This window comes from Streptomyces sp. NBC_01334 (genome assembly GCF_035983595.1).
Lineage (GTDB): Bacteria > Actinomycetota > Actinomycetes > Streptomycetales > Streptomycetaceae > Streptomyces > Streptomyces coriariae.
In genome coordinates, this window is sequence record NZ_CP130718.1 from 4,000,770 (window position 1) to 4,019,111 (window position 18,342).

15 protein-coding genes are annotated in these 18,342 nt (G+C 70.2%); 1 reads left to right on the forward strand and 14 read right to left on the reverse strand.

The genetic code is table 11. The annotated features are described in order from the left end of the window. Positions 1 to 234: 234 nt before the first annotated feature. The 6 genes from OG736_RS17900 to OG736_RS17925 all read right to left on the reverse strand — a co-directional run bounded on the left by OG736_RS17900 (position 235) and on the right by OG736_RS17925 (position 6,308). Positions 235 to 1,875, reverse strand: a complete 1,641-nt coding sequence (locus tag OG736_RS17900; RefSeq protein ID WP_327183340.1) for a beta-N-acetylhexosaminidase — start codon at positions 1,873 to 1,875, stop codon at positions 235 to 237. Position 1,876: 1 nt separating this feature from the next. Further along, on the reverse strand, positions 1,877 to 2,722 hold the full coding sequence (locus OG736_RS17905) for a carbohydrate ABC transporter permease (protein ID WP_327183341.1): 846 nt from the start codon (positions 2,720 to 2,722) through the stop codon (positions 1,877 to 1,879). Between the two features lie 11 nt (positions 2,723 to 2,733). Then, the gene (locus OG736_RS17910; RefSeq protein ID WP_327183342.1) at positions 2,734 to 3,681 is read right to left on the reverse strand and encodes a carbohydrate ABC transporter permease; all 948 of its coding nucleotides are present in this window, start codon (positions 3,679 to 3,681) and stop codon (positions 2,734 to 2,736) included. 4 nt (positions 3,682 to 3,685) lie between these two features. Next, positions 3,686 to 4,981 carry an extracellular solute-binding protein gene (locus OG736_RS17915; RefSeq protein WP_327183343.1) on the reverse strand — a complete coding sequence of 432 codons (1,296 nt, stop codon included), beginning with the start codon at positions 4,979 to 4,981 and terminating at the stop codon, positions 3,686 to 3,688. Positions 4,982 to 5,394: 413 nt separating this feature from the next. Next, positions 5,395 to 5,694 carry a DUF3039 domain-containing protein gene (locus tag OG736_RS17920; RefSeq protein ID WP_078616040.1) on the reverse strand — a complete coding sequence of 100 codons (300 nt, stop codon included), beginning with the start codon at positions 5,692 to 5,694 and terminating at the stop codon, positions 5,395 to 5,397. Between the two features lie 41 nt (positions 5,695 to 5,735). Next, positions 5,736 to 6,308, reverse strand: coding sequence for a YqgE/AlgH family protein (locus OG736_RS17925; RefSeq protein ID WP_020132411.1), 573 nt, complete (start codon positions 6,306 to 6,308; stop codon positions 5,736 to 5,738). A 278-nt stretch (positions 6,309 to 6,586) separates the two neighbouring features. Between OG736_RS17925 and murA the strand changes: the two genes are divergently transcribed. Continuing rightward, on the forward strand, positions 6,587 to 7,933 hold the full coding sequence (murA, locus tag OG736_RS17930; protein ID WP_020132410.1) for a UDP-N-acetylglucosamine 1-carboxyvinyltransferase: 1,347 nt from the start codon (positions 6,587 to 6,589) through the stop codon (positions 7,931 to 7,933). A gap of 353 nt (positions 7,934 to 8,286) precedes the next feature. Here the strand turns inward: murA and OG736_RS17935 are convergent, their stop codons facing one another. From OG736_RS17935 to OG736_RS17970, 8 genes are all read right to left on the reverse strand, one after another. Beyond that, positions 8,287 to 8,568, reverse strand: a complete 282-nt coding sequence (locus tag OG736_RS17935) for an HU family DNA-binding protein (protein ID WP_004000874.1) — start codon at positions 8,566 to 8,568, stop codon at positions 8,287 to 8,289. A gap of 318 nt (positions 8,569 to 8,886) precedes the next feature. Continuing rightward, the gene (locus tag OG736_RS17940) at positions 8,887 to 10,305 is read right to left on the reverse strand and encodes an NAD-dependent malic enzyme (protein WP_327183344.1); all 1,419 of its coding nucleotides are present in this window, start codon (positions 10,303 to 10,305) and stop codon (positions 8,887 to 8,889) included. Between the two features lie 385 nt (positions 10,306 to 10,690). Beyond that, positions 10,691 to 13,069 carry a HelD family protein gene (locus tag OG736_RS17945; protein WP_327183345.1) on the reverse strand — a complete coding sequence of 793 codons (2,379 nt, stop codon included), beginning with the start codon at positions 13,067 to 13,069 and terminating at the stop codon, positions 10,691 to 10,693. 64 nt (positions 13,070 to 13,133) lie between these two features. Further along, on the reverse strand, positions 13,134 to 13,928 hold the full coding sequence (locus tag OG736_RS17950) for an anti-sigma factor family protein (protein WP_327183346.1): 795 nt from the start codon (positions 13,926 to 13,928) through the stop codon (positions 13,134 to 13,136). Between the two features lie 38 nt (positions 13,929 to 13,966). Further along, complete coding sequence (locus OG736_RS17955; protein ID WP_010039908.1) at positions 13,967 to 14,488, reverse strand: sigma-70 family RNA polymerase sigma factor; 522 nt, start codon at positions 14,486 to 14,488, stop codon at positions 13,967 to 13,969. A 335-nt stretch (positions 14,489 to 14,823) separates the two neighbouring features. After that, complete coding sequence (locus OG736_RS17960; RefSeq protein WP_327183347.1) at positions 14,824 to 15,399, reverse strand: CGNR zinc finger domain-containing protein; 576 nt, start codon at positions 15,397 to 15,399, stop codon at positions 14,824 to 14,826. Between the two features lie 192 nt (positions 15,400 to 15,591). Then, the gene (locus OG736_RS17965) at positions 15,592 to 16,767 is read right to left on the reverse strand and encodes a uroporphyrinogen-III synthase (protein ID WP_327183348.1); all 1,176 of its coding nucleotides are present in this window, start codon (positions 16,765 to 16,767) and stop codon (positions 15,592 to 15,594) included. A 99-nt stretch (positions 16,768 to 16,866) separates the two neighbouring features. Then, positions 16,867 to 18,261 (reverse strand): nitrate/nitrite transporter, encoded by a 1,395-nt coding sequence (locus tag OG736_RS17970; RefSeq protein ID WP_327183349.1) that lies wholly within the window; start codon positions 18,259 to 18,261, stop codon positions 16,867 to 16,869. Positions 18,262 to 18,342 lie beyond the last annotated feature (81 nt).

Below are 18,342 nucleotides of genomic sequence, written 5' to 3' on the forward strand. Positions count from 1 at the left end.
CGGCTGCCCCTTCCCGCTGCCCCACCTGGTCCCACCTGTGCTGCCGTACGGTACGTGCTGACAGGGCGGACGTGGCAACTCTGGCACATCTTCGCAACACCCGAACGCGGGGGTCCGCTAGGAGGCATTCGCCCACCTCACTGGGTAGATGGTCCGTTTTCGTACGGCATCACCGATGCGCGCGAATTGCCACTCTTCGGGGGCTGTGCCGGGGTATATCCAGGACGGGTGGTATCACCGGTTCGGGGGCGGGCCGTCGATCGGGCGCCCCAGGACACCCGGTCGCCGCTGCCACGGCCGGGGGCCGGCCGGCGGGCGGTAGCCGACGCCCAGCGCGTCGAGCCGCTCGTAGTGCGCCTCCATCCGTCGCTCGAAGTCGGCGAAGTCCCGCTCCTGCGGGGCGGGCAGGGCGCTCCAGGCGACCTCGGCGAAGGCGGCGAGCCGGGGGAAGGCCTGATAGTCCACGCGCGCGGAGTCCTCCATCACCTCGGTCCACAGGTTGGCCTGCGTGCCGAGCACACGCCCCGCTTCGTCCGGTGTCAGCTCCGTGGGAACGGGTTCAAACCGGTAGACGTCCTCCAGGGTGCGCACGAACCCGATCGGCACGGGCTCGTCCGCGCCGCCGTCCTGCCGGTGGTCCAGGTACACCTGCTGCTCGGGACACATCACGACGTCGTGCCCGGCCCGCGCGGCGGCGATCCCGCCCGCGTAGCCACGCCAGGACGACACGGCCGCCCCGTCCGCGAGCCCGCCCTCCAGGATCTCGTCCCAGCCGATGAGCCGACGCCCGCGCGCGGAGAGCCACTTGTCGAAGTGCCGGATGAACCAGGACTGGAGCTGGTCCTCGTCGGCGAGTCCGAGTTCCCCGATACGGGCCTGTGCGGCCGGCGACCGCCGCCACTGGTCCTTGAGGCATTCGTCACCCCCGACGTGAATGAACTCCGAGGGGAACAGCTCCAGCAGTTCCTCGAAGACCCCCTCGTAGAAGCGCAGGGTGTTGTCGGTGGGGGCGAGTACGTGGGGACTGATCCCCCAGGTGTCCCACACGGGGAGGGCGGTCGTGTCGATGACGTCGGTGTTGCCGAGTTCCGGATACGCGGCGATCGCGGCCTGCGAGTGGCCGGGGAGGTCGATTTCGGGGACCACGGTGATATGCCGCTCGGCGGCGTAGGCGACGATCTCCCGGATGTCGTCCTGCGTGTAGAAGCCGCCGTGCGGCTTCTCGTCCCACAGCGGTGAGGCCCGGTGGCCGAATTTCGTGCGCGCCCGCCAGGAACCGACCTCGGTCAGCCGGGGATACCGCTCGATGTCGATCCGCCAGCCCTGGTCGTCCGTCAGATGGAAGTGGAAGACGTTGAGTTTGTGCGCCGCCATCAGGTCCAGGTAACGCAGGACGCCGTCCTTGGGCATGAAGTGCCGGGCTACGTCGAGCATGAGACCGCGCCAGCGGAAGCGGGGGGCGTCCTCGATGATCTGGTGCGGGACGCCGTACATGATCCCCGGCCGCACGGGGGTGCGCCGGAAGGCGTGCCGGCCGAGCAGCTGACGCAGCGTCTGCGCGCCCCAGAAGACGCCCGCCGGGCTTCCGCCGCGGATCTCGATGCCCCACGTGGCGAGGACGCTCAGCTTGTACGCCTCGGGCTCCATCGTGTCGTCCAGACACAGCTGCACGGAGTCGCGGACGCCCTGCGGACCGGGCCGCAGGGGCACGCCGAAGGCCGCGCCGAGGGTGGCGCGCAGCCAGCGTTCGGTGCCCTCCGTGCCGGGCGCGGCCCACACGGTGGTGTTCTCGTCGATGACGACACCGCAGCGCTTGGGGCCGTCGACGGCACGTGGCACGGGGACGAGGTCGACGAGGTCGATCGCAGAAGACACATCAGTCCTTTACCGCGCCGCCCAGTCCGGAGACCAGTCGTCGCTGTACGAGTACGAAGAACACCAGAACCGGAATCGTCATGACCGTGGAACCCGCCATCACGCCGCCCCAGTCGGGGTCGTCCGGCTTGTAGAAGACCAGCAGGGCCATCGGCAGGGTCGACTGCGAGGTGTCGCTGATGATGAAGGACTTGGCGAACAGGAAGTCGTTCCAGGCGGAGATGAAGGAAAACACGCTCGTGGCCACCAGACCCGGCAGGACGAGCGGGAAAAGGATCTGCCACAGAAAGCGGGTACGGCTCGCCCCGTCGAGGTACGCGGCCTCCTCCAGCGCCTCCGGAACCGCTTTCACGAACCCTCTCAGCATCCAGATCGCGAAGGGCAGCGAGAAGGCGATGTGAGGCAGGATCAGGGACCCCAGGGTGTTCAACTGGCCGAAGTCCCGCATGAGGAAGAACAACGGGATCGTCAGCGCCTCCACGGGCACCATCTGGGCCACCAGGAACATGATCAGCAGGGTGGTGCGGAAGCGGAACCGGAATCGGGTCACGGCGGTCGCGGCGAGAAACGCGATCACCCCGGAGGCGATCACCACCGCGCCCGCCACGAGAAGGCTGTTGAGGAAGTAGCGGCCGAATTCCTGCTGCCCGAAGACGCGCCGGAAGGAATCCAGCGAGGGCGCGAGCGTCCACGGCCGCGGCTCGCTCGAGCGGATCTCCCCGGCCGGTTTGAAGGCGCCCAGCACCATCCAGTAGAGCGGGAAGGCGACGACCACCGCGACCAGCAGCGCGCAGGTCTCGGCGGCGAGCCGCCACGGACGGGCCACCAGGCCCCGCACAGCACGCACGCTTCCTCCTTTCACAGCTCCTCCCCCTGCCGGCGCAGCAGCCGCAGGTACACCAGCGTGACGGCGAGCAGGATCAGCAGCATCACGACGCCGATCGCCGAGCCGAGGCCGTACTGCGAGGACGCGAAGGCCTGCTGGTAGGCGTAGACGTTCAGGACGAGGTTCTGCCCGGCGATGCCGCCCCCGTTCGTCATCACGTAGATCTGGGTGAAGACCTTGAAGTCCCAGATGACCGACTGGATGGTCACGACCACGAGGATCGGCCGCAGCATCGGGGCCAGCACGGACCGCCAGATCCGCCACTGCGAGGCGCCGTCCAGGGCGGCCGCCTCCAGGACCTCGGACGGCACGGAGCGGATCCCGGCGTAGACGGTGACCATCACGAACGGGAAGGAGCACCAGACCACTTCGAGCAGGACAAGGAAGAAGGCGCTGAAACGGCCGTACGTCCACGAGTGGTCGCCGAGGCCCAGCAGCCGGTTCACCGGGCCGAAGTCCGGGTCGAACAGGAACAGCCAGACGGTGGAGCCGGTGACCGCGGGGGTCGCCCAGGCGCCCATCGCGGCCAGCATCAGCGCGAGCCGCGGCACGGCACGCACGCGCGTGAGGAGCACGGCGAGCGCGCAGCCGACGGCGAGGGTGGAGACCACACAGGCCGCCGCGAAGACGACCGTCGACAGGAGCACCTGCCAGAACCGGTCGTCGGAGAAGACGTCCGCGTAGTTGCCGAAGCCCCGGAAGGCGGTGGGCTCCCCACCGCTGACCTGGGCCTGGGTGTAGCGGAAGAGCGAGATCAGGCCTAGCTGGTAGACGGGGTAGGCGAGCAGCGCGGCAAGGACGAAGAGAGCGGGCGCGAGGTAGAGCCAGGGGGTCCGGCCGCCCCGGCGCCGCCTCCTTCGTACCGGCGGCGCAGAGGGCGCGGGGCGCTTCTCCACGACCGCCGTGTCGGTCACGGTCACCGGTTCACCCCACGCTGCCGAACGCGGCGTCCATCTTCTTCGCCGCCTCCGCCGAGGCCGCGGCCACGTCCTTCTTGCCGCTGACGACCTCCTGGAACATCGTCGGCAGGACCAGGGACGAGTCGATCTGCGACCACGCGGGCGACGCGGGCACGAACCTGGTCCCGGCGGCCAGGGTCTGCACGAAGGGCTTCACGAAGGGTTCCTTCGCGGCCGCCTGGTCCCGGACGTCCGTGAACGTGGGCAGGAAGCCCATCGCGTCGAACAGCGAGGCCTGGGTCTTCTTCGAGGCGAGGGCCTCCATCAACTGGACCGCGAGGGTGCGGTGCGAGGTGCTCCTCAGCACACCGATGTTGTTGCCGCCCGCGAAGGCCGGGGCGATCGAGCCGGAGGTCACGCCCGGCAGCGGTACGACGGCGTACTCGCCCTTCACCTTGCCGGCCTCCACGGCCGTGTGGCTGAAATCGCCGCCGATCGCCATGCCCGCCTTGCCCGCGGCGAACGCGGTGATGGTGTCGTTGCCGCCCATGCCCGCGCACTTGGCGGCGGGACAGTTGTCGTCGGAGAACAGGGACGTGTACGCGGTGATGCCCTTCCGGGCGGCCGCGCTGTCGATGCCGGAGGCGTACGAGCCGCTCTTGCCGGTGGCGAGTTCACCGCCGTTGGCCCACACGAAGGGCATCGCGCCGTAGGTGTAGGCGCCGCCGACCACCAGGCCGTACAGCTCGGGTTTCGCGGCGCGGATCTTCCGGGCGGTGGTCGCCAGCTGGGCCATGGTCTTCGGGACTTCCAGACCGAGCTCCTCGAAGACGTCCGTGCGGTAGTACAGGGCGCGCACGCCGACGTAGAAGGGGGCGCCGTAGAGCTTGCCGTCGACGGTGACGGACTGCTTGGCGGTGGGGTCGGTCGCCTTGGCCTCGCTCCAGTCGCCGAAGTCCTCGGTGACGTCCAGGAGTCCGCCGTCGTGGACGTAGCCGGCCGTGTCGGTGTTGCCGTACTCCATGACGTCAGGAGCGGACTTCGGGTCGTTGAAGGCGGCCTTGACGCGCTGGGCGCGGGTGTCGATCGGGATGTACTCGACGTCGACCTTCGCGCCCTTGTGGGCCTTCTCGAAGGCGGCGACGACCGAGTCGACGACTTGCTCCTTGGGCTTGTTGCCGACCTCCTGGAACAGCCAGACGCGCAGGGTGCCCGTCTTGGCGTCCGTGTCGGAAGAGGAGTTGTCGGATGTCTGGGGGGCGCAGGCGGCGACGACCAGGGCGGCGGCCGCGAGCGCGGCCAGTCGGGTGGGGAGCTTCATGGCGCGATCCTCCGAGCGTTGCAACATATGCAATGACTGTTTCGCTCTGCACAACACACCGGAGGCTAGGGACTACCTGAACACGCCGACAAGAGGTCTCAACCACTCTGTGACCCCGGGACGCACCCCGTGCAACGACATAGGCGGCACAAGGCGACACGGCGCGACAAAAGGCACCACATCCCGGCAGGACGCACAGGAAGAGCCGGAGGGCCGGAGGAGCGCGAGGGCCGCAGGGCGGCGGGGGAAGGCGGAGGGGGGCGGGGGAAGGCGGAGGGGGGCGAAGGGCCGGAGGGGGCCGGAGGCCGCAAGAGCCGGAAGGGCCCGAAGAACCCGAAGGGCGGGCAAGACGCGACGAAGGCCCCCGGGGCGCGTCACATCGCGCCCCGGGGGCCCCCGGAAAGTCCCTGCGGCTACTTCTTGTCGCCGCCCTTGCCCTTGTCGTCGCCGCCGCCGGCCATCGACTCGAAGATCTCCTTGCACATGGGGCAGACCGGGTACTTCTTCGGGTCGCGACCGGGCACCCAGACCTTGCCGCACAGCGCCACGACAGGCGTCCCGTCGAGGGCGCTCGCCATGATCTTGTCCTTCTGGACATAGTGGGCGTAGCGCTCGTGGTCCCCGTCGCCGTGCGACACCTGCGGCGTCGGCTCTACGAGGGTCCCCGTCCCAGTGCCTCGCTGGGGCTGGGTCTCAGGCTCAAGAGTGCTCATGGCGCCAAGGGTACTGAAGCCGGGTACCGAGCTCACATCCGTCAGTTGAGCGAAGCGTCGTCCGGATACGTCGCCACCATCGCGAGTTCGCTGCGCTGGCGGCGCAGCACCTCGCGCCAGAGTCTCTCGGGGGACGGCGAGGAGACGTCGCCGGGTTCGGACTCCACGACGTACCAGGCACCCTCGCCCAGCTCGTCCTCCAGCTGGCCCGGGCCCCAGCCGGCGTATCCGGCGAAGATCCGCAGGGAGCCGAGGGCCGAGGCCAGGAGCTCCGGCGGGGCCTCCAGGTCGACGAGGCCGATCGCGCCGTGCACCCGGCGCCAGCCGAGCGGGGTGCCGTCGACGGCCGTGCCACCGGGGATGACGGCGATCCCGAGGGCCGAGTCGAGGGACACCGGGCCGCCCTGGAAGACGACGCCGGGTTCACCGGTGAGATCCGCCCAGCCCTCCAGGATGTCGCTCACGCCCACCGGTGTGGGCCGGTTGAGGACGACACCGAGGGAGCCCTCCTCGTCGTGGTCGAGAAGGAGCACCACCGCACGGTCGAAGTTCGGGTCCGCCAGGGCGGGCGTTGCCACGAGCAGCCGCCCCGTGAGCGAGGACACCTCGGTCATGCCAGACATGATCCCGCATCTTTCCGCGAAGTGGGGAGGCAATGCGGGCACACGGGACGCGCACGGGCGCGGTCCGGGCGCACAGGGCCGCGGGGCGGGCGGTGGTGACCCCATGTGCCCGTTGGGAAACGGTTCGTGTTGTGACACAGCTATGACGTACCTGGGTGGTCCCTGGGCTTACGGGACAGGGGTCGACGGCGATTACTCTGTCTCATCTGGCCCTGCCCCCGACACCAACGGCCCTTGCCCCAATCCACCATCCATGGAACGCGAGATACATGACCGTCAACGGCTCTGACGACGTACTGCTTGTCCACGGCGGCACCCCGCTCGAGGGCGAGATCCGTGTCCGCGGTGCGAAGAACCTCGTACCCAAGGCCATGGTCGCCGCCCTGCTGGGCAGTGAGCCGAGTCGGCTGCGCAACGTTCCGGACATCCGTGACGTGCGGGTCGTCCGCGGCCTGCTCCAGCTGCACGGTGTGACGGTCCGGCCGGGCGAGGAGCCGGGCGAGCTGGTGCTCGACCCGACCTACGTGGAGAGCGCCAACGTCGCCGACATCGACGCCCACGCGGGTTCGAGCCGGATTCCGATCCTGTTCTGCGGCCCGCTCCTGCACCGCCTCGGCCACGCGTTCATCCCGGGCCTGGGCGGCTGCGACATCGGCGGTCGGCCCATCGACTTCCACTTCGACGTGCTGCGGCAGTTCGGCGCGAAGATCGAGAAGCGGGAGGACGGCCAGTACCTGGAGGCCCCGCAGCGGCTGCGCGGCACGAAGATCGTGCTGCCGTACCCGTCGGTCGGCGCGACCGAGCAGGTGCTGCTGACCGCCGTCCTGGCGGAGGGCGTCACCGAGCTCGCGAACGCGGCCGTGGAGCCGGAGATCGAGGATCTCATCTGCGTGCTCCAGAAGATGGGTGCCATCATCGCGATGGACACCGACCGCACGATCCGCATCACCGGTGTCGACAAGCTCGGCGGCTACAACCACGCCGCCCTGTCGGACCGCCTGGAGGCCGCCTCCTGGGCTTCCGCGGCGCTGGCGACCGAAGGCAACATCTACGTCCGTGGCGCCCAGCAGCGCTCGATGATGACGTTCCTGAACACCTACCGCAAGGTGGGCGGCGCCTTCGAGATCGACGACGAGGGCATCCGCTTCTGGCACCCGGGCGGCCAGCTGAAGTCCATCGCGCTGGAGACGGACGTCCACCCCGGTTTCCAGACGGACTGGCAGCAGCCGCTGGTCGTCGCCCTGACGCAGGCCACGGGCCTCTCGATCGTCCACGAGACGGTCTACGAGTCCCGCCTGGGCTTCACCTCCGCGCTCAACCAGATGGGCGCCCACATCCAGCTGTACCGCGAGTGCCTCGGCGGCTCCGACTGCCGCTTCGGGCAGCGCAACTTCCTGCACTCGGCGGTCGTGTCGGGCCCCACGAAGCTCCAGGGCGCCGACCTGGTCATCCCCGACCTCCGCGGCGGCTTCTCGTACCTGATCGCCGCCCTCGCGGCCCAGGGCACCTCCCGGGTCCACGGCATCGACCTCATCAACCGCGGCTACGAGAACTTCATGGAGAAGCTCGTGGAGCTGGGCGCGAAGGTCGAGCTGCCGGGCAAAGCGCTCGGCTGACCCCTCACCGCCTCACCCCGGCCCGGGACAGCCTCCCTCCCGGCCGGGGGTCCGGGGGTCGCCCCCCGGGCAGGCACAGCATGGAGAAGCTCGTGGAGCTGGGCGCGAAGGTCGAGCTGCCGGGCAAAGCGCTCGGCTGACCCCTCACCGCCTCACCCCGGCCCGGGACAGCCTCCCTCCCGGGGAAGGCGCTGAGCTGGTACGCATCCGTCCGGGCCGGCAAGAACCGGCCCGGACGGCCCTCGAGGCCATGCGTGAGCGCACAACGATGGGGCGGCACCCGGAAAACCGGGTGCCGCCCCATCACGTTGCCTACGCGCCGTACACCGTCCGGTGAGGCGTAGACGGCAAGGTCACTTGCCCTTTGCCGCTTCCTTGAGCTTCGAGCCCGCGGAGACCTTGACGCTGTAGCCGGCCGGGATCTGGATCGGGTCGCCGGTCTGCGGGTTGCGGGCGGTGCGAGCGGCACGGTGGGTGCGCTCGAAGGTCAGGAAGCCGGGGATCGTGACCTTCTCGTCGCCCTTGGAGACGATGTCGCCGACGACCTCGGCGAACGCGGCCAGCACTGCGTCGGCGTCCTTGCGGGTCACCTCGGCGCGGTCGGCCAGCGCGGCCACCAGCTCACTGCGGTTCATGTTGTTACTCCCGTGTTCTTCTTGCCGTTGCGGCGTGCCACGCGGCGGAGCCGCATGTTGGGCACAGCGAAGTCGTTGTGCACGCGCCCAGAGACGCATCCTGCCCCTACCAGCGGCGCGAAAGCCAATCCGGCACCCGCTCGGAGTCGTGAGACAACCCTTGGGAGTCACACGAAGGACGGTTGGGTCGGGCGCAACCCTAGAGGGCTGTCCGCGGCGCGAGGTTCCGCGACGCGCCGTCACAGGGGCCACCGTGGCGATCCTCACAGCCCCCGCCACGGGGATCTTGACGGCCCCCGCCCACTCGGATGCCCCAACCTACGAGGCTGACACCCCCGCCGCCTTCGCGGCCTCCCGCACCGCACCCGCGACCGCGCCGGCGACCTTGTCGTTGAAGACGCTCGGGATGATGTAGTTCGGGTTGAGCTCGTCGTCGCTCACGACGTCCGCGAGGGCCTTCGCGGCCGCGAGCATCATCTCGGTGTTGACGGTGCGGGACTGCGCGTCCAGCAGGCCGCGGAAGACGCCCGGGAAGACCAGCACGTTGTTGATCTGGTTGGGGAAGTCGGAGCGGCCGGTGGCCACGACGGCGGCCGTCTGACGGGCGATCGTCGGGTCGACCTCGGGGTCCGGATTCGCGAGCGCGAACACGATCGCGTCGTCGGCCATGGCGGCCACGTCGTCGCCGTCGAGGACGTTCGGGGCGGAGACGCCGATGAAGACGTCCGCGCCGCGCACGGCCTCCTTCAGGGTGCCGGTGAGGCCCTCGGGGTTGGTGTTGTCCGCGATCCAGCGCAGCGCCGAGTCCGGGGCCGCGTCGACCAGGTCCGCGCGGTCCGCGTGGACGACACCGTGGATGTCGGCGACGACCGCGTTCTTCACCCCGGCCGCGAGCAGCAGCTTGAGGATGGCGGTACCGGCCGCGCCTGCGCCGGACATGACGACCCGCACGTCGCCGATGCCCTTGTTCACGACACGCAGGGCGTTCGTGAGGGAGGCGAGGACGACGATCGCGGTGCCGTGCTGGTCGTCGTGGAAGACGGGGATGTCGAGGGCCTCGCGCAGCCGGGCCTCGATCTCGAAGCAGCGGGGGGCGGAGATGTCCTCGAGGTTGATGCCCGCGAAGCCGGGGGCGATGGCCTTGACGATCTCGACGATCGCGTCGGTGTCCTGGGTGTCCAGGCACAGCGGCCAGGCGTCGATGCCGGCGAACCGCTTGAAGAGGGCCGCCTTGCCCTCCATGACCGGCAGCGCGGCCTTCGGGCCGATGTTGCCGAGGCCCAGCACGGCCGAGCCGTCCGTCACGACCGCAACGGAGTTGCGCTTGATGGTGAGGCGGCGGGCGTCCTCGGGGTTCTCGGCGATCGCCATGCAGACGCGGGCCACGCCGGGCGTGTAGATCATCGAGAGGTCGTCACGGTTGCGGATGGGGTGCTTCGACTGCATCTCGATCTTGCCGCCGAGGTGCATCAGGAACGTACGGTCGGAGACCTTGCCGAGGGTGACGCCCTCGATGCCGCGCAGCTGCACGACGATCTCGTCGGCGTGGGCGGTGGAGGTGGCGGCGATGGTGACGTCGATGCGGAGCTTCTCGTGGCCGGACGCGGTGACGTCGAGGCCGGTCACCGAGCCTCCGTGGGACTCCACGGCCGTGGTGATCTGGGAGACCGCCGTTCCGCTCGCGGGCACCTCCAGACGGACCGTGATCGAGTAGGAGACGCTGGGCGCCGTTGCCATGGCCGACTTCCTCTGCACTGCTGGGTCGCGGGTTTGCCGTCCGATCGTCGCACCTACCGACGAGTACATGAAAGCCGCCCCGGATTGCGATCGTTTTGTTCTCAATCAAGTCGGTGGAGGCGCCGGGAGAGGGCCGCGAGGGGGCAATGAGAGGGCAATGAGAGGGCAATGAGAGGGCAATGAGAGAGGCCCACATCACAGGTGATGTGGGCCTCTCTCGCGTTCACGACACCGGCCCGCCATGCTCGCCTCGCGGCAAGTGGTCGCTCGTAGCGACGAAGGTTGGGCCCGGGGGCTTGGATCGAGCCGGTGTCACGACCAGGCTAACAAACGGATGGCCGAAGACCATTCCCGTCCGGGGAGTTCACAGGAAACGGTCAGCTGTTCAGTCCCTCAGAAGGTCCGGGACGCCGTTCGCGTCCGGCTCGTCGCGGTCCCCGGAGACGACCGTGAGCTGCTGCGTCGCCCGGGTGAGGGCCACGTACAGCACCCGCAGGCCGGCCGGGCTCTCGTCCGCGATCTCCGCCGGTGAGACGACGACCGTGGCGTCGTACTCCAGGCCCTTGGCCTCGAGGCTGCCGAGGGCCACCACCCGGTCGCCCAGCCCGGCGAGCCAGCGTCTCGCCTCCTCGCGGCGGTTCATGGCGACCACGACGCCGACGGTGCCGTCGACCCGCTCCAGCAGACGCCGCGCCTCCGCGCGGACGGTGGCGCCCAGGGTGTCGGTGACGGCCTCGAAGCGCGGCACGACCCCCGTCGACCTGACCGCCGACGGGGATTCGGCGCCGGGCATCGCCAGGGCCAGCACCTTCGCGGCCAGCTCGGCGATCTCGGCCGGGTTGCGGTAGTTCACGGTCAGCTGGAAGCGGCGGCGCGGGCGGGTGCCGAGGGCCTCGTCGCGGGCCTCGGCGGCCTCGTCGGGGTCGGACCAGGAGGACTGGGCCGGGTCGCCGACGACCGTCCAGGTGGCGTGCCGGCCGCGGCGGCCGACCATGCGCCACTGCATCGGGGTGAGGTCCTGTGCCTCGTCCACGATGACGTGCGCGTACTCGGTGCGCTCCTGGGCGAGCCGCTCGGCGCGCTCGCGCTGCGTCTCCTCGCGCACCGGCATCAGCTCCTCCAGGCCGGTGAGCTGGTCCAGCGGGTCGTACTCGCGCCGCTTCTTCGGGCGGAACGGCACGCCGAGGATCGCCTCGAGCTCGTCGAGCATGGCGATGTCGTGCACCGAGCGGCCGTCCCGCTTGAGGGCGCGGGCGACCTTGCGGACCTCCCCCGGGTTGAGGATGCGCCGGGCCCAGCGGCCGAGCCGCCGTTCGTCGGCCATGGCCGCGAGGACGGCCTCCGGCGTCAGCTCGGGCCACCAGGCGTCGAGGAAGGCGATGAACGCGTCCTCGGTGGTCACGTCCTCGTCGAAGGAGGAGCGCAGCTCGGCGGCGAGCTCGGGGTCGCTGTGCCGGCCGGCCGCGCCGGAGCGCTCCCACAGGGCGTCCAGGAGCAGTTTGCGGGCGCGGGGGCGCAGGAGGTTCACCGGGGCGGTGCCGCTGAGGGCGCTCTGCCGGACGCGGTCCAGGTCGGCGGCCTCCAGCTCCAGACGGCGGCCGAAGGCGACGACCCGCAGCCGGGTGGGTGTCCCGGTGGGAGGGAGGGCCGCACCGGCCTCCTCGTCGGGGTCGCCGAAGGCCAGCTGTGCCGGGGCCCGGCCACCGCTCTCCAGCGCGCCGCGCGCCGCCTTCCGCAGCACCTTGAGCATCCGGTACGACCCCTTGGCCCGGGCCACCGCCGGGGAGTCGTACAGGGTGGCCTCGGCGCCGTCGACGAGCGAGCCGATGGCGCGGATGGCGACCTGGCCCTCCTCGCCGAGCGAGGGCAGCACGCCCTCGGTGTACGCCACGAGCAGCGGCGTGGGCGAGACGATCAGGATGCCGCCCGCGTACCGGCGCCGGTCCTGGTAGAGCAGATAGGCGGCCCGGTGCAGCGCGACGGCGGTCTTTCCGGTGCCCGGCCCGCCCTCGACGTAGGTCACGGAGGCGGCGGGGGCGCGGATGACCAGGTCCTGCTCGGCCTGGATGGAGGCGACGATGTCGCGCATGGTGTGGCTGCGGGCCTGTCCGAGGGCCGCCATGAGGGCGCCGTCGCCGATGACGGGCAGTTCGCCGCCGTCCAGGACCGCCTTCAGCTCGGGACGCATCAGGTCGTCCTCGACGCCGAGGACGCGACGCCCCTTCGAGCGGATCACCCGGCGCCGTACGACGCGCCCCGGGTCGACCGGGGTGGACCGGTAGAACGGCGCCGCGGCCGGTGCCCGCCAGTCGATGACCAGCGGGGCGTAGTCGGAGTCGAGGACTCCGATACGGCCGATGTGGAGCGTTTCGGCGATGTCGGCGGTGTTGTCGGGGCGGACGGCCCCCTCGGCGGGCTCGACGGCGGTGTAGGCGCCGTCGGGGCCCTTCTTGCCGTCCTTCCCGGCGAGCAGGTCGATCCGCCCGAACAGGAAGTCCTCGAACTCGTTGTTGAGGCGGTTGAGGTGGACGCCGGCGCGGAACACCTGGGCGTCCCGCTCGGCGAGGGCGCCGGGCGTGCCGACCTGCCCTCGCTTGGCCGCGTCGTGCATCAGGAACTCCGCCTCGTCGATCTTCTCCTCGAGGCGCCGGTACACCCGGTCGAGGTGTTCCTGTTCGATGCCGATCTCTCGGTCCCGCACCGAATCCGGCGCGGTGTGCCGAACCGATCCGACCGCGGTTTCCTGCTGTGCCTGAACGGCCACCGGGCCCCCTTCTGACGTGCTGGGCAGCCGTCAACCGTACGCGAAGGGGACCCCGTGTAGGAAGTTACGCGTCGATCTGGACGAGCTTCTTGCCGTCGAAGGTCATGACCTCGAAGTGGTCGATCTCGTTGGTCTTGAAGGCGGCGCCGCCCACGACGTAGAGCGGGTTCTTGGCCTGCTCGGTCTTGGCGTTCGCGATGCCGTAGCCCCACTCCGGGACCGACCAGGAGGAGACCGTCTCGCGCTCGCCGTTCTTGCCGACGGCGATGAGCGAGCACTTCTCCGGACCCGTCACGTTCTTCAGCTCGACGCCGATCTCCGTGCCCCACGCCTTCTCGCCCATGGCGACGGTCGCGGAGACCTTGGAGGCGGAGTCGGTCGCGGAGACCCGGTCGCTGAGCGTCGCGAAGGTGTCCTTGGCCGCGTTGGCCGACTTGGTGGAGCTCGCCTCGGTGCCCTTGGTGCCGCTGTCGCCGCCGGTCGCCGCCAGCACGGTGAGCGGGCCGCCGATGATCAGCGCGGCCGCGGCCGCTACCAGGAAGAACGAGCGGCGGCGCTTGGCCGCGCGGCGCTCGGACACCTCGTCGACCAGCCGTTCCGCGAGCCGCGGGCTGGGGCGGGCGGAGAGGGACTCGCCGATCGCGGGGGTGCCGGTGCCCGGCAGGTCCGCGAGGGCGGCCAGCATGGGTTCCATGCCGGCGAGCTCGTCGAGCTGCTGGGCGCACCACTCGCAGCCGGCGAGATGCATCTCGAAAGCGGTTGCTTCGGCGTCGTCGAGAATCCCGAGGGCGTAGGCGCCGACGGTCTCGTGTTCGCTCGGGCTCGGAGATCCCGTAGATCCCTGCATGGGTCCAGACATACCCGAACCACCTGCTCCGAATCCCCCGTAAACGCTCATCACGCCGTCACCCCCCGCTCCTCCAGAGCCAGCTTCATCGACCGCAGGGCATAGAAGACCCGTGAGCGCACGGTGCCGCTGGGTATCCCCAGCGTCTCGGCCGCCTCGTTGACGGTACGCCCCTTGAAGTACGTCTCGACGAGCACCTCCCGGTGGGCCGGGGTCAGGTCGTCGAGCGCGTCGGACAGCGTCATCAGCCACAGCGCCTTGTCGATCTCGTCCTCCGCAGGAATGACCTCCAGCGGCGACGGGTCGACCTCCTGCGGCCGGGCCTGCCGGCTGCGGTGGCCGTCGATGACGATGCGGCGTGCGACCGTCACCAGCCAGGGGCGTACAGATCCGGTCGCACGATTGAGCTGACCGGCGTTCTTCCAGGCACGGATGAGCGTCTCCTGCACGACGTCCTCGGCGCGCTGCCGGTCTCCGGCAACCAGGCGCAGGACATACGCAAGCAGGGGTCCGGCATGCTCCCGATACAGAGCACGCATCAGCTCCTCGTCAGGTTCCGAGGGCTGGGACATGCGATGTCGGGCCCTCGATCCACGTTCATTGGCCACGGCCGCATCCTTGCGCACGCCCACCTCCGGTGTCCGGGGGTTCCCCCAGTCGGTCGCTCGACGACGGGTACGCAAGCGGGGTGTTGAGCGTTCAAACCGAGGAGACACTTTTCTTCGGGGTGTCATGACGAGCGGGGACATGGCGGCACATTCCCACCGCTTTTTCTTTACGTTTTCGCCACATCGACAAGATCGCGCTGACTGCCCGGCGCGCGGCTCAGGTAAACGGCGTGTAATCGAAATCACTTCGACAGTCGGTCGGCGACGCCTCCACGAAAGCCGCATACCAGGCAGGGGAGTTACGTCCGTGGTGCGAGCGCAGCCCGCCGACGGTGCCGCGCCACCCGCTCCCGGTTCCCGCAGACCTCGCTCGAACACCAACGGCGCCGGCGTCCCCGGGACATGTCGACATAGACGATCGGGCAGTTGTCCCCCGCGCACTGCCGCAGCCCCGCGCGGGCCACGGGATCGGTGAGCAGTTCCACCGCATCCCGGGCCACGGCGGCCAGCAGCGCAACACACGCCGGCGGTCCGGCCAACTCGCGGACGAGCCCACCGTCTTCGCCGCGCACGGCACGCGGGGCCGGAGGAACGGCCCGGGCGGCGTCGTTGACGCGGGCCAGGGCGAGGTCGTACGACCCGACTTCGTACCGGTTGAGCCACCCGTGCACCAACTGTCCGGTGTTGCGACGCAGTTCGCGGAAGGCGGGCGGCCAGGAGGCGTCGGCGTGGGTGAGCGGGGTGTCCGGCGGGACGAGTCCGCAGCCGCGGATCCACGCGCACAACGGCGCGACGGCGTCCAGCCGTTCGAGGGGATGCGCGGTCGCGAGCAGGTCGAGACAGATCCGCCCGGCGTCGAACCGGAGCTCGTCCATGCGCGTGTCACCGCCAACCGAGGGGCACTGCTCGGGAATCCGTCCCTTCACAGTGCCAGCGCCGGGTGCCAATCACCAGCCCGCCCGGCGATTGAGGACGAGGCCCTCTCGGGGCCGAAGCGGGGCCCGGGGGCGCCAGCCCCCGGTGACGCGGCTCCTGGCCGGACCGGCTCCGGTGCCGATACCGCCCGCCTACTCGTCGGCGTACTTCGCGTCCGCGGCCGGGTCCAGCGCCAGCCGGTACCCCCGCTTCACCACCGTCTGGATCAACTTCGGCGCCCCGAGGGCCGTCCGCAACCGGGCCATCGCCGTCTCGACGGCATGCTCGTCCCGCCCGGCGCCGGGCAACGCCCGCAGCAGATCGGAGCGCGGCACGACCCACCCCGGCCGCCGGGACAGCGCTCGCAGCAAGGACATTCCCGCCGGCGGCACCGGCTTCAGAGACCCGTCCACCAGCACCGCGTGACCCCGGATCTCCACCCGGTACCCGGCGATCGGCAGGGCCCGGGACCGCGACGGCAACTCCTGGCACAGCAACTGCACGAGCGGCCCGAGCCGGAACCGCTCCGGCTGGACGGTGTCCACGCCGTGCCCCTGGAGCGGCAGCGCGGTGACCGGACCGACGCAGGCGGGCAGCACATCGTGGGCGAGGGCGGCGAGCAGTTCGGGCAGCAGGCCGCGTTCCTCCGCGCGCGACAGCAGGGACGCGGCGGCGGGCGCGCTGGTGAAGGTGATCGCGTCCAGTCCGCGGGAGACGGCCGCGTCGAGGAGCCGGTCGAGCGGCGAGACGTCCTCCGGCGGCATCCACCGGTAGACGGGCACCCCCACGACCTCGGCGCCCGCGACCCGCAGCGACTCCACGAACCCGGGCAGCGGTTCACCGTGCAGCTGGACGGCGACCCGGCGGCCGTCGACGCCCTCCTCCAGGAGCCGGTCGAGCACCTCGGCCATGGACTCGCTGGACGGCGACCAGTCCTCCGTCAGCCCCGCGGCCCGCACGGCGCCCTTGACCTTGGGGCCGCGGGCCAGCAGCTCGACGCCGCCCAGCTTGGCGAGCAGCTGCTCGCCAAGTCCCCAGCCGTCGGCGGCCTCGATCCAGCCGCGGAAGCCGATGGCCGTGGTGGCTACCACGACGTCCGGCACCTGGTCGATGAGCTCCTTCGTGGCGGCGAGCAGCTCACCGTCGTCGGCGAGCGGCACGATCCGCAGGGCGGGCGCGTGCAGCACCGCCGCCCCACGCCGCTGGAGCAGCGCGCTGAGCTCCTCGGCCCGGCGCGCGGCCGTCACGCCCACGGTGAAGCCCGCGAGGGGACCGTGTTCGACGGCGCCCAGAGGGCCGGCATCGGATCGCTGCTGTTGCTCGTACATAACTCTCGTCCCGCTCGAGTCCCGTTTGCACCTACATGCCGACGAGCCTGTCAACGGTGCGTGACAGGCTCGGTTCGGCCACGTGTCGCCGGTGTTACGTCACACCTCGGCGTAGCTGAGCTGCTGCTTCGCCTCGGAAGCGGTGCTTCCTGCCGTGATCCTGCCGGACGGGCGGCGAAGGTATACGGCCCAGGTGACCCCGAAGCACGCCGCGTAGAAGGCGAGGAAGGCGACGAAAGCGCCGGTCCCGGAACCGTAGGACAGGAAGGACTGCCGGAAGGCCAGGTTGATCGCGACACCGCCGAGCGCGCCGACCGCGCCGATCAGTCCCATGGACGCACCGGAGAGACGCCGGCCGTAGGCGGCCGCCTCCTCGCCCTCCAGCCCCTTGGCCACGGCCTTCGCCTGGAAGATGCCGGGGATCATCTTGTACGTCGACCCGTTGCCGAGGCCGCTGAGGACGAACAGCACCACGAAGACGGAGACGAAGAGCGGCAGCGACTTCTGCATGCTGGCGAAGACCAGGACGGCGGTGGCGGCGGCCATTCCGACGTAGTTGTACAGGGTGATGCGGGCACCGCCGTAGCGGTCGGCGAGCCAGCCGCCGACGGGACGGATGAGGGAGCCGAGCAGCGGGCCGATGAAGGTGAGGTAGGCCGCCTGGAGAGGCGTCCGGCCGAACTGGTTCGTCAGGACCTGCCCGAAGGCGAAGCTGTAGCCGATGAACGACCCGAAGGTGCCGACGTAGAGGAAGGACATGATCCAGGTGTGCACGTCCTTCGCGGAGTCGATCGCCGCGCCCGTGTCGTTCTTCACCGAGGCCAGGTTGTCCATGTACAGCGCGGCGAGGGTGGCGGCGATGACGATGAGCGGGATGTAGATCCCCAGCAGCACGCGCGGCCCGCCGCTGGCGCCGATGACGGCGAGGGCGATCAGCTGGATCACCGGCACGCCGATGTTGCCGCCGCCCGCGTTGAGCCCGAGCGCCCACCCCTTCTTACGGAGCGGGAAGAAGGCGTTGATGTTGGTCATGGAGGAGGCGAAGTTGCCGCCGCCGATGCCCGCGAGCAGGCCGACCAGCAGGAACGTGTTGAACGAGGTCCCCGGGTCCATCACCGTGAACGCGGCGATCGTGGGGATCAGCAGCAGCCCGGCCGAGATGATCGTCCAGTTCCGGCCGCCGAAGACCGCGACGGCGAAGGTGTAGGGCACCCGCACGACCGCCCCGACCAGCGTGACCATCGACGTCAGCAGGAACTTGTCCGCCGGGGTGAGGCCGTACTCCGGCCCCATGAAGAGCACCAGCACGGACCACATCGTCCAGATCGAGAACCCGATGTGCTCGGAGAGGACGGAGAAGAGGAGGTTGCGGCGGGCGATCTTCTCGCCCTTCTCGTTCCAGAAGGCCTCGTTCTCCGGGTCCCACTCCTCGATCCAGTGGCTCCCCTTCTTCGTGGGGGGCGGGGATGCGGGGGCTGTACTCGGGGCTGTCATGACGCCTCCACGGTGCTCCGGGGCTGGGGTGGTTCGGGGGGATGAGCGGTGATGAGTCCCGAAGGTAGGGAGGGCGCGTTT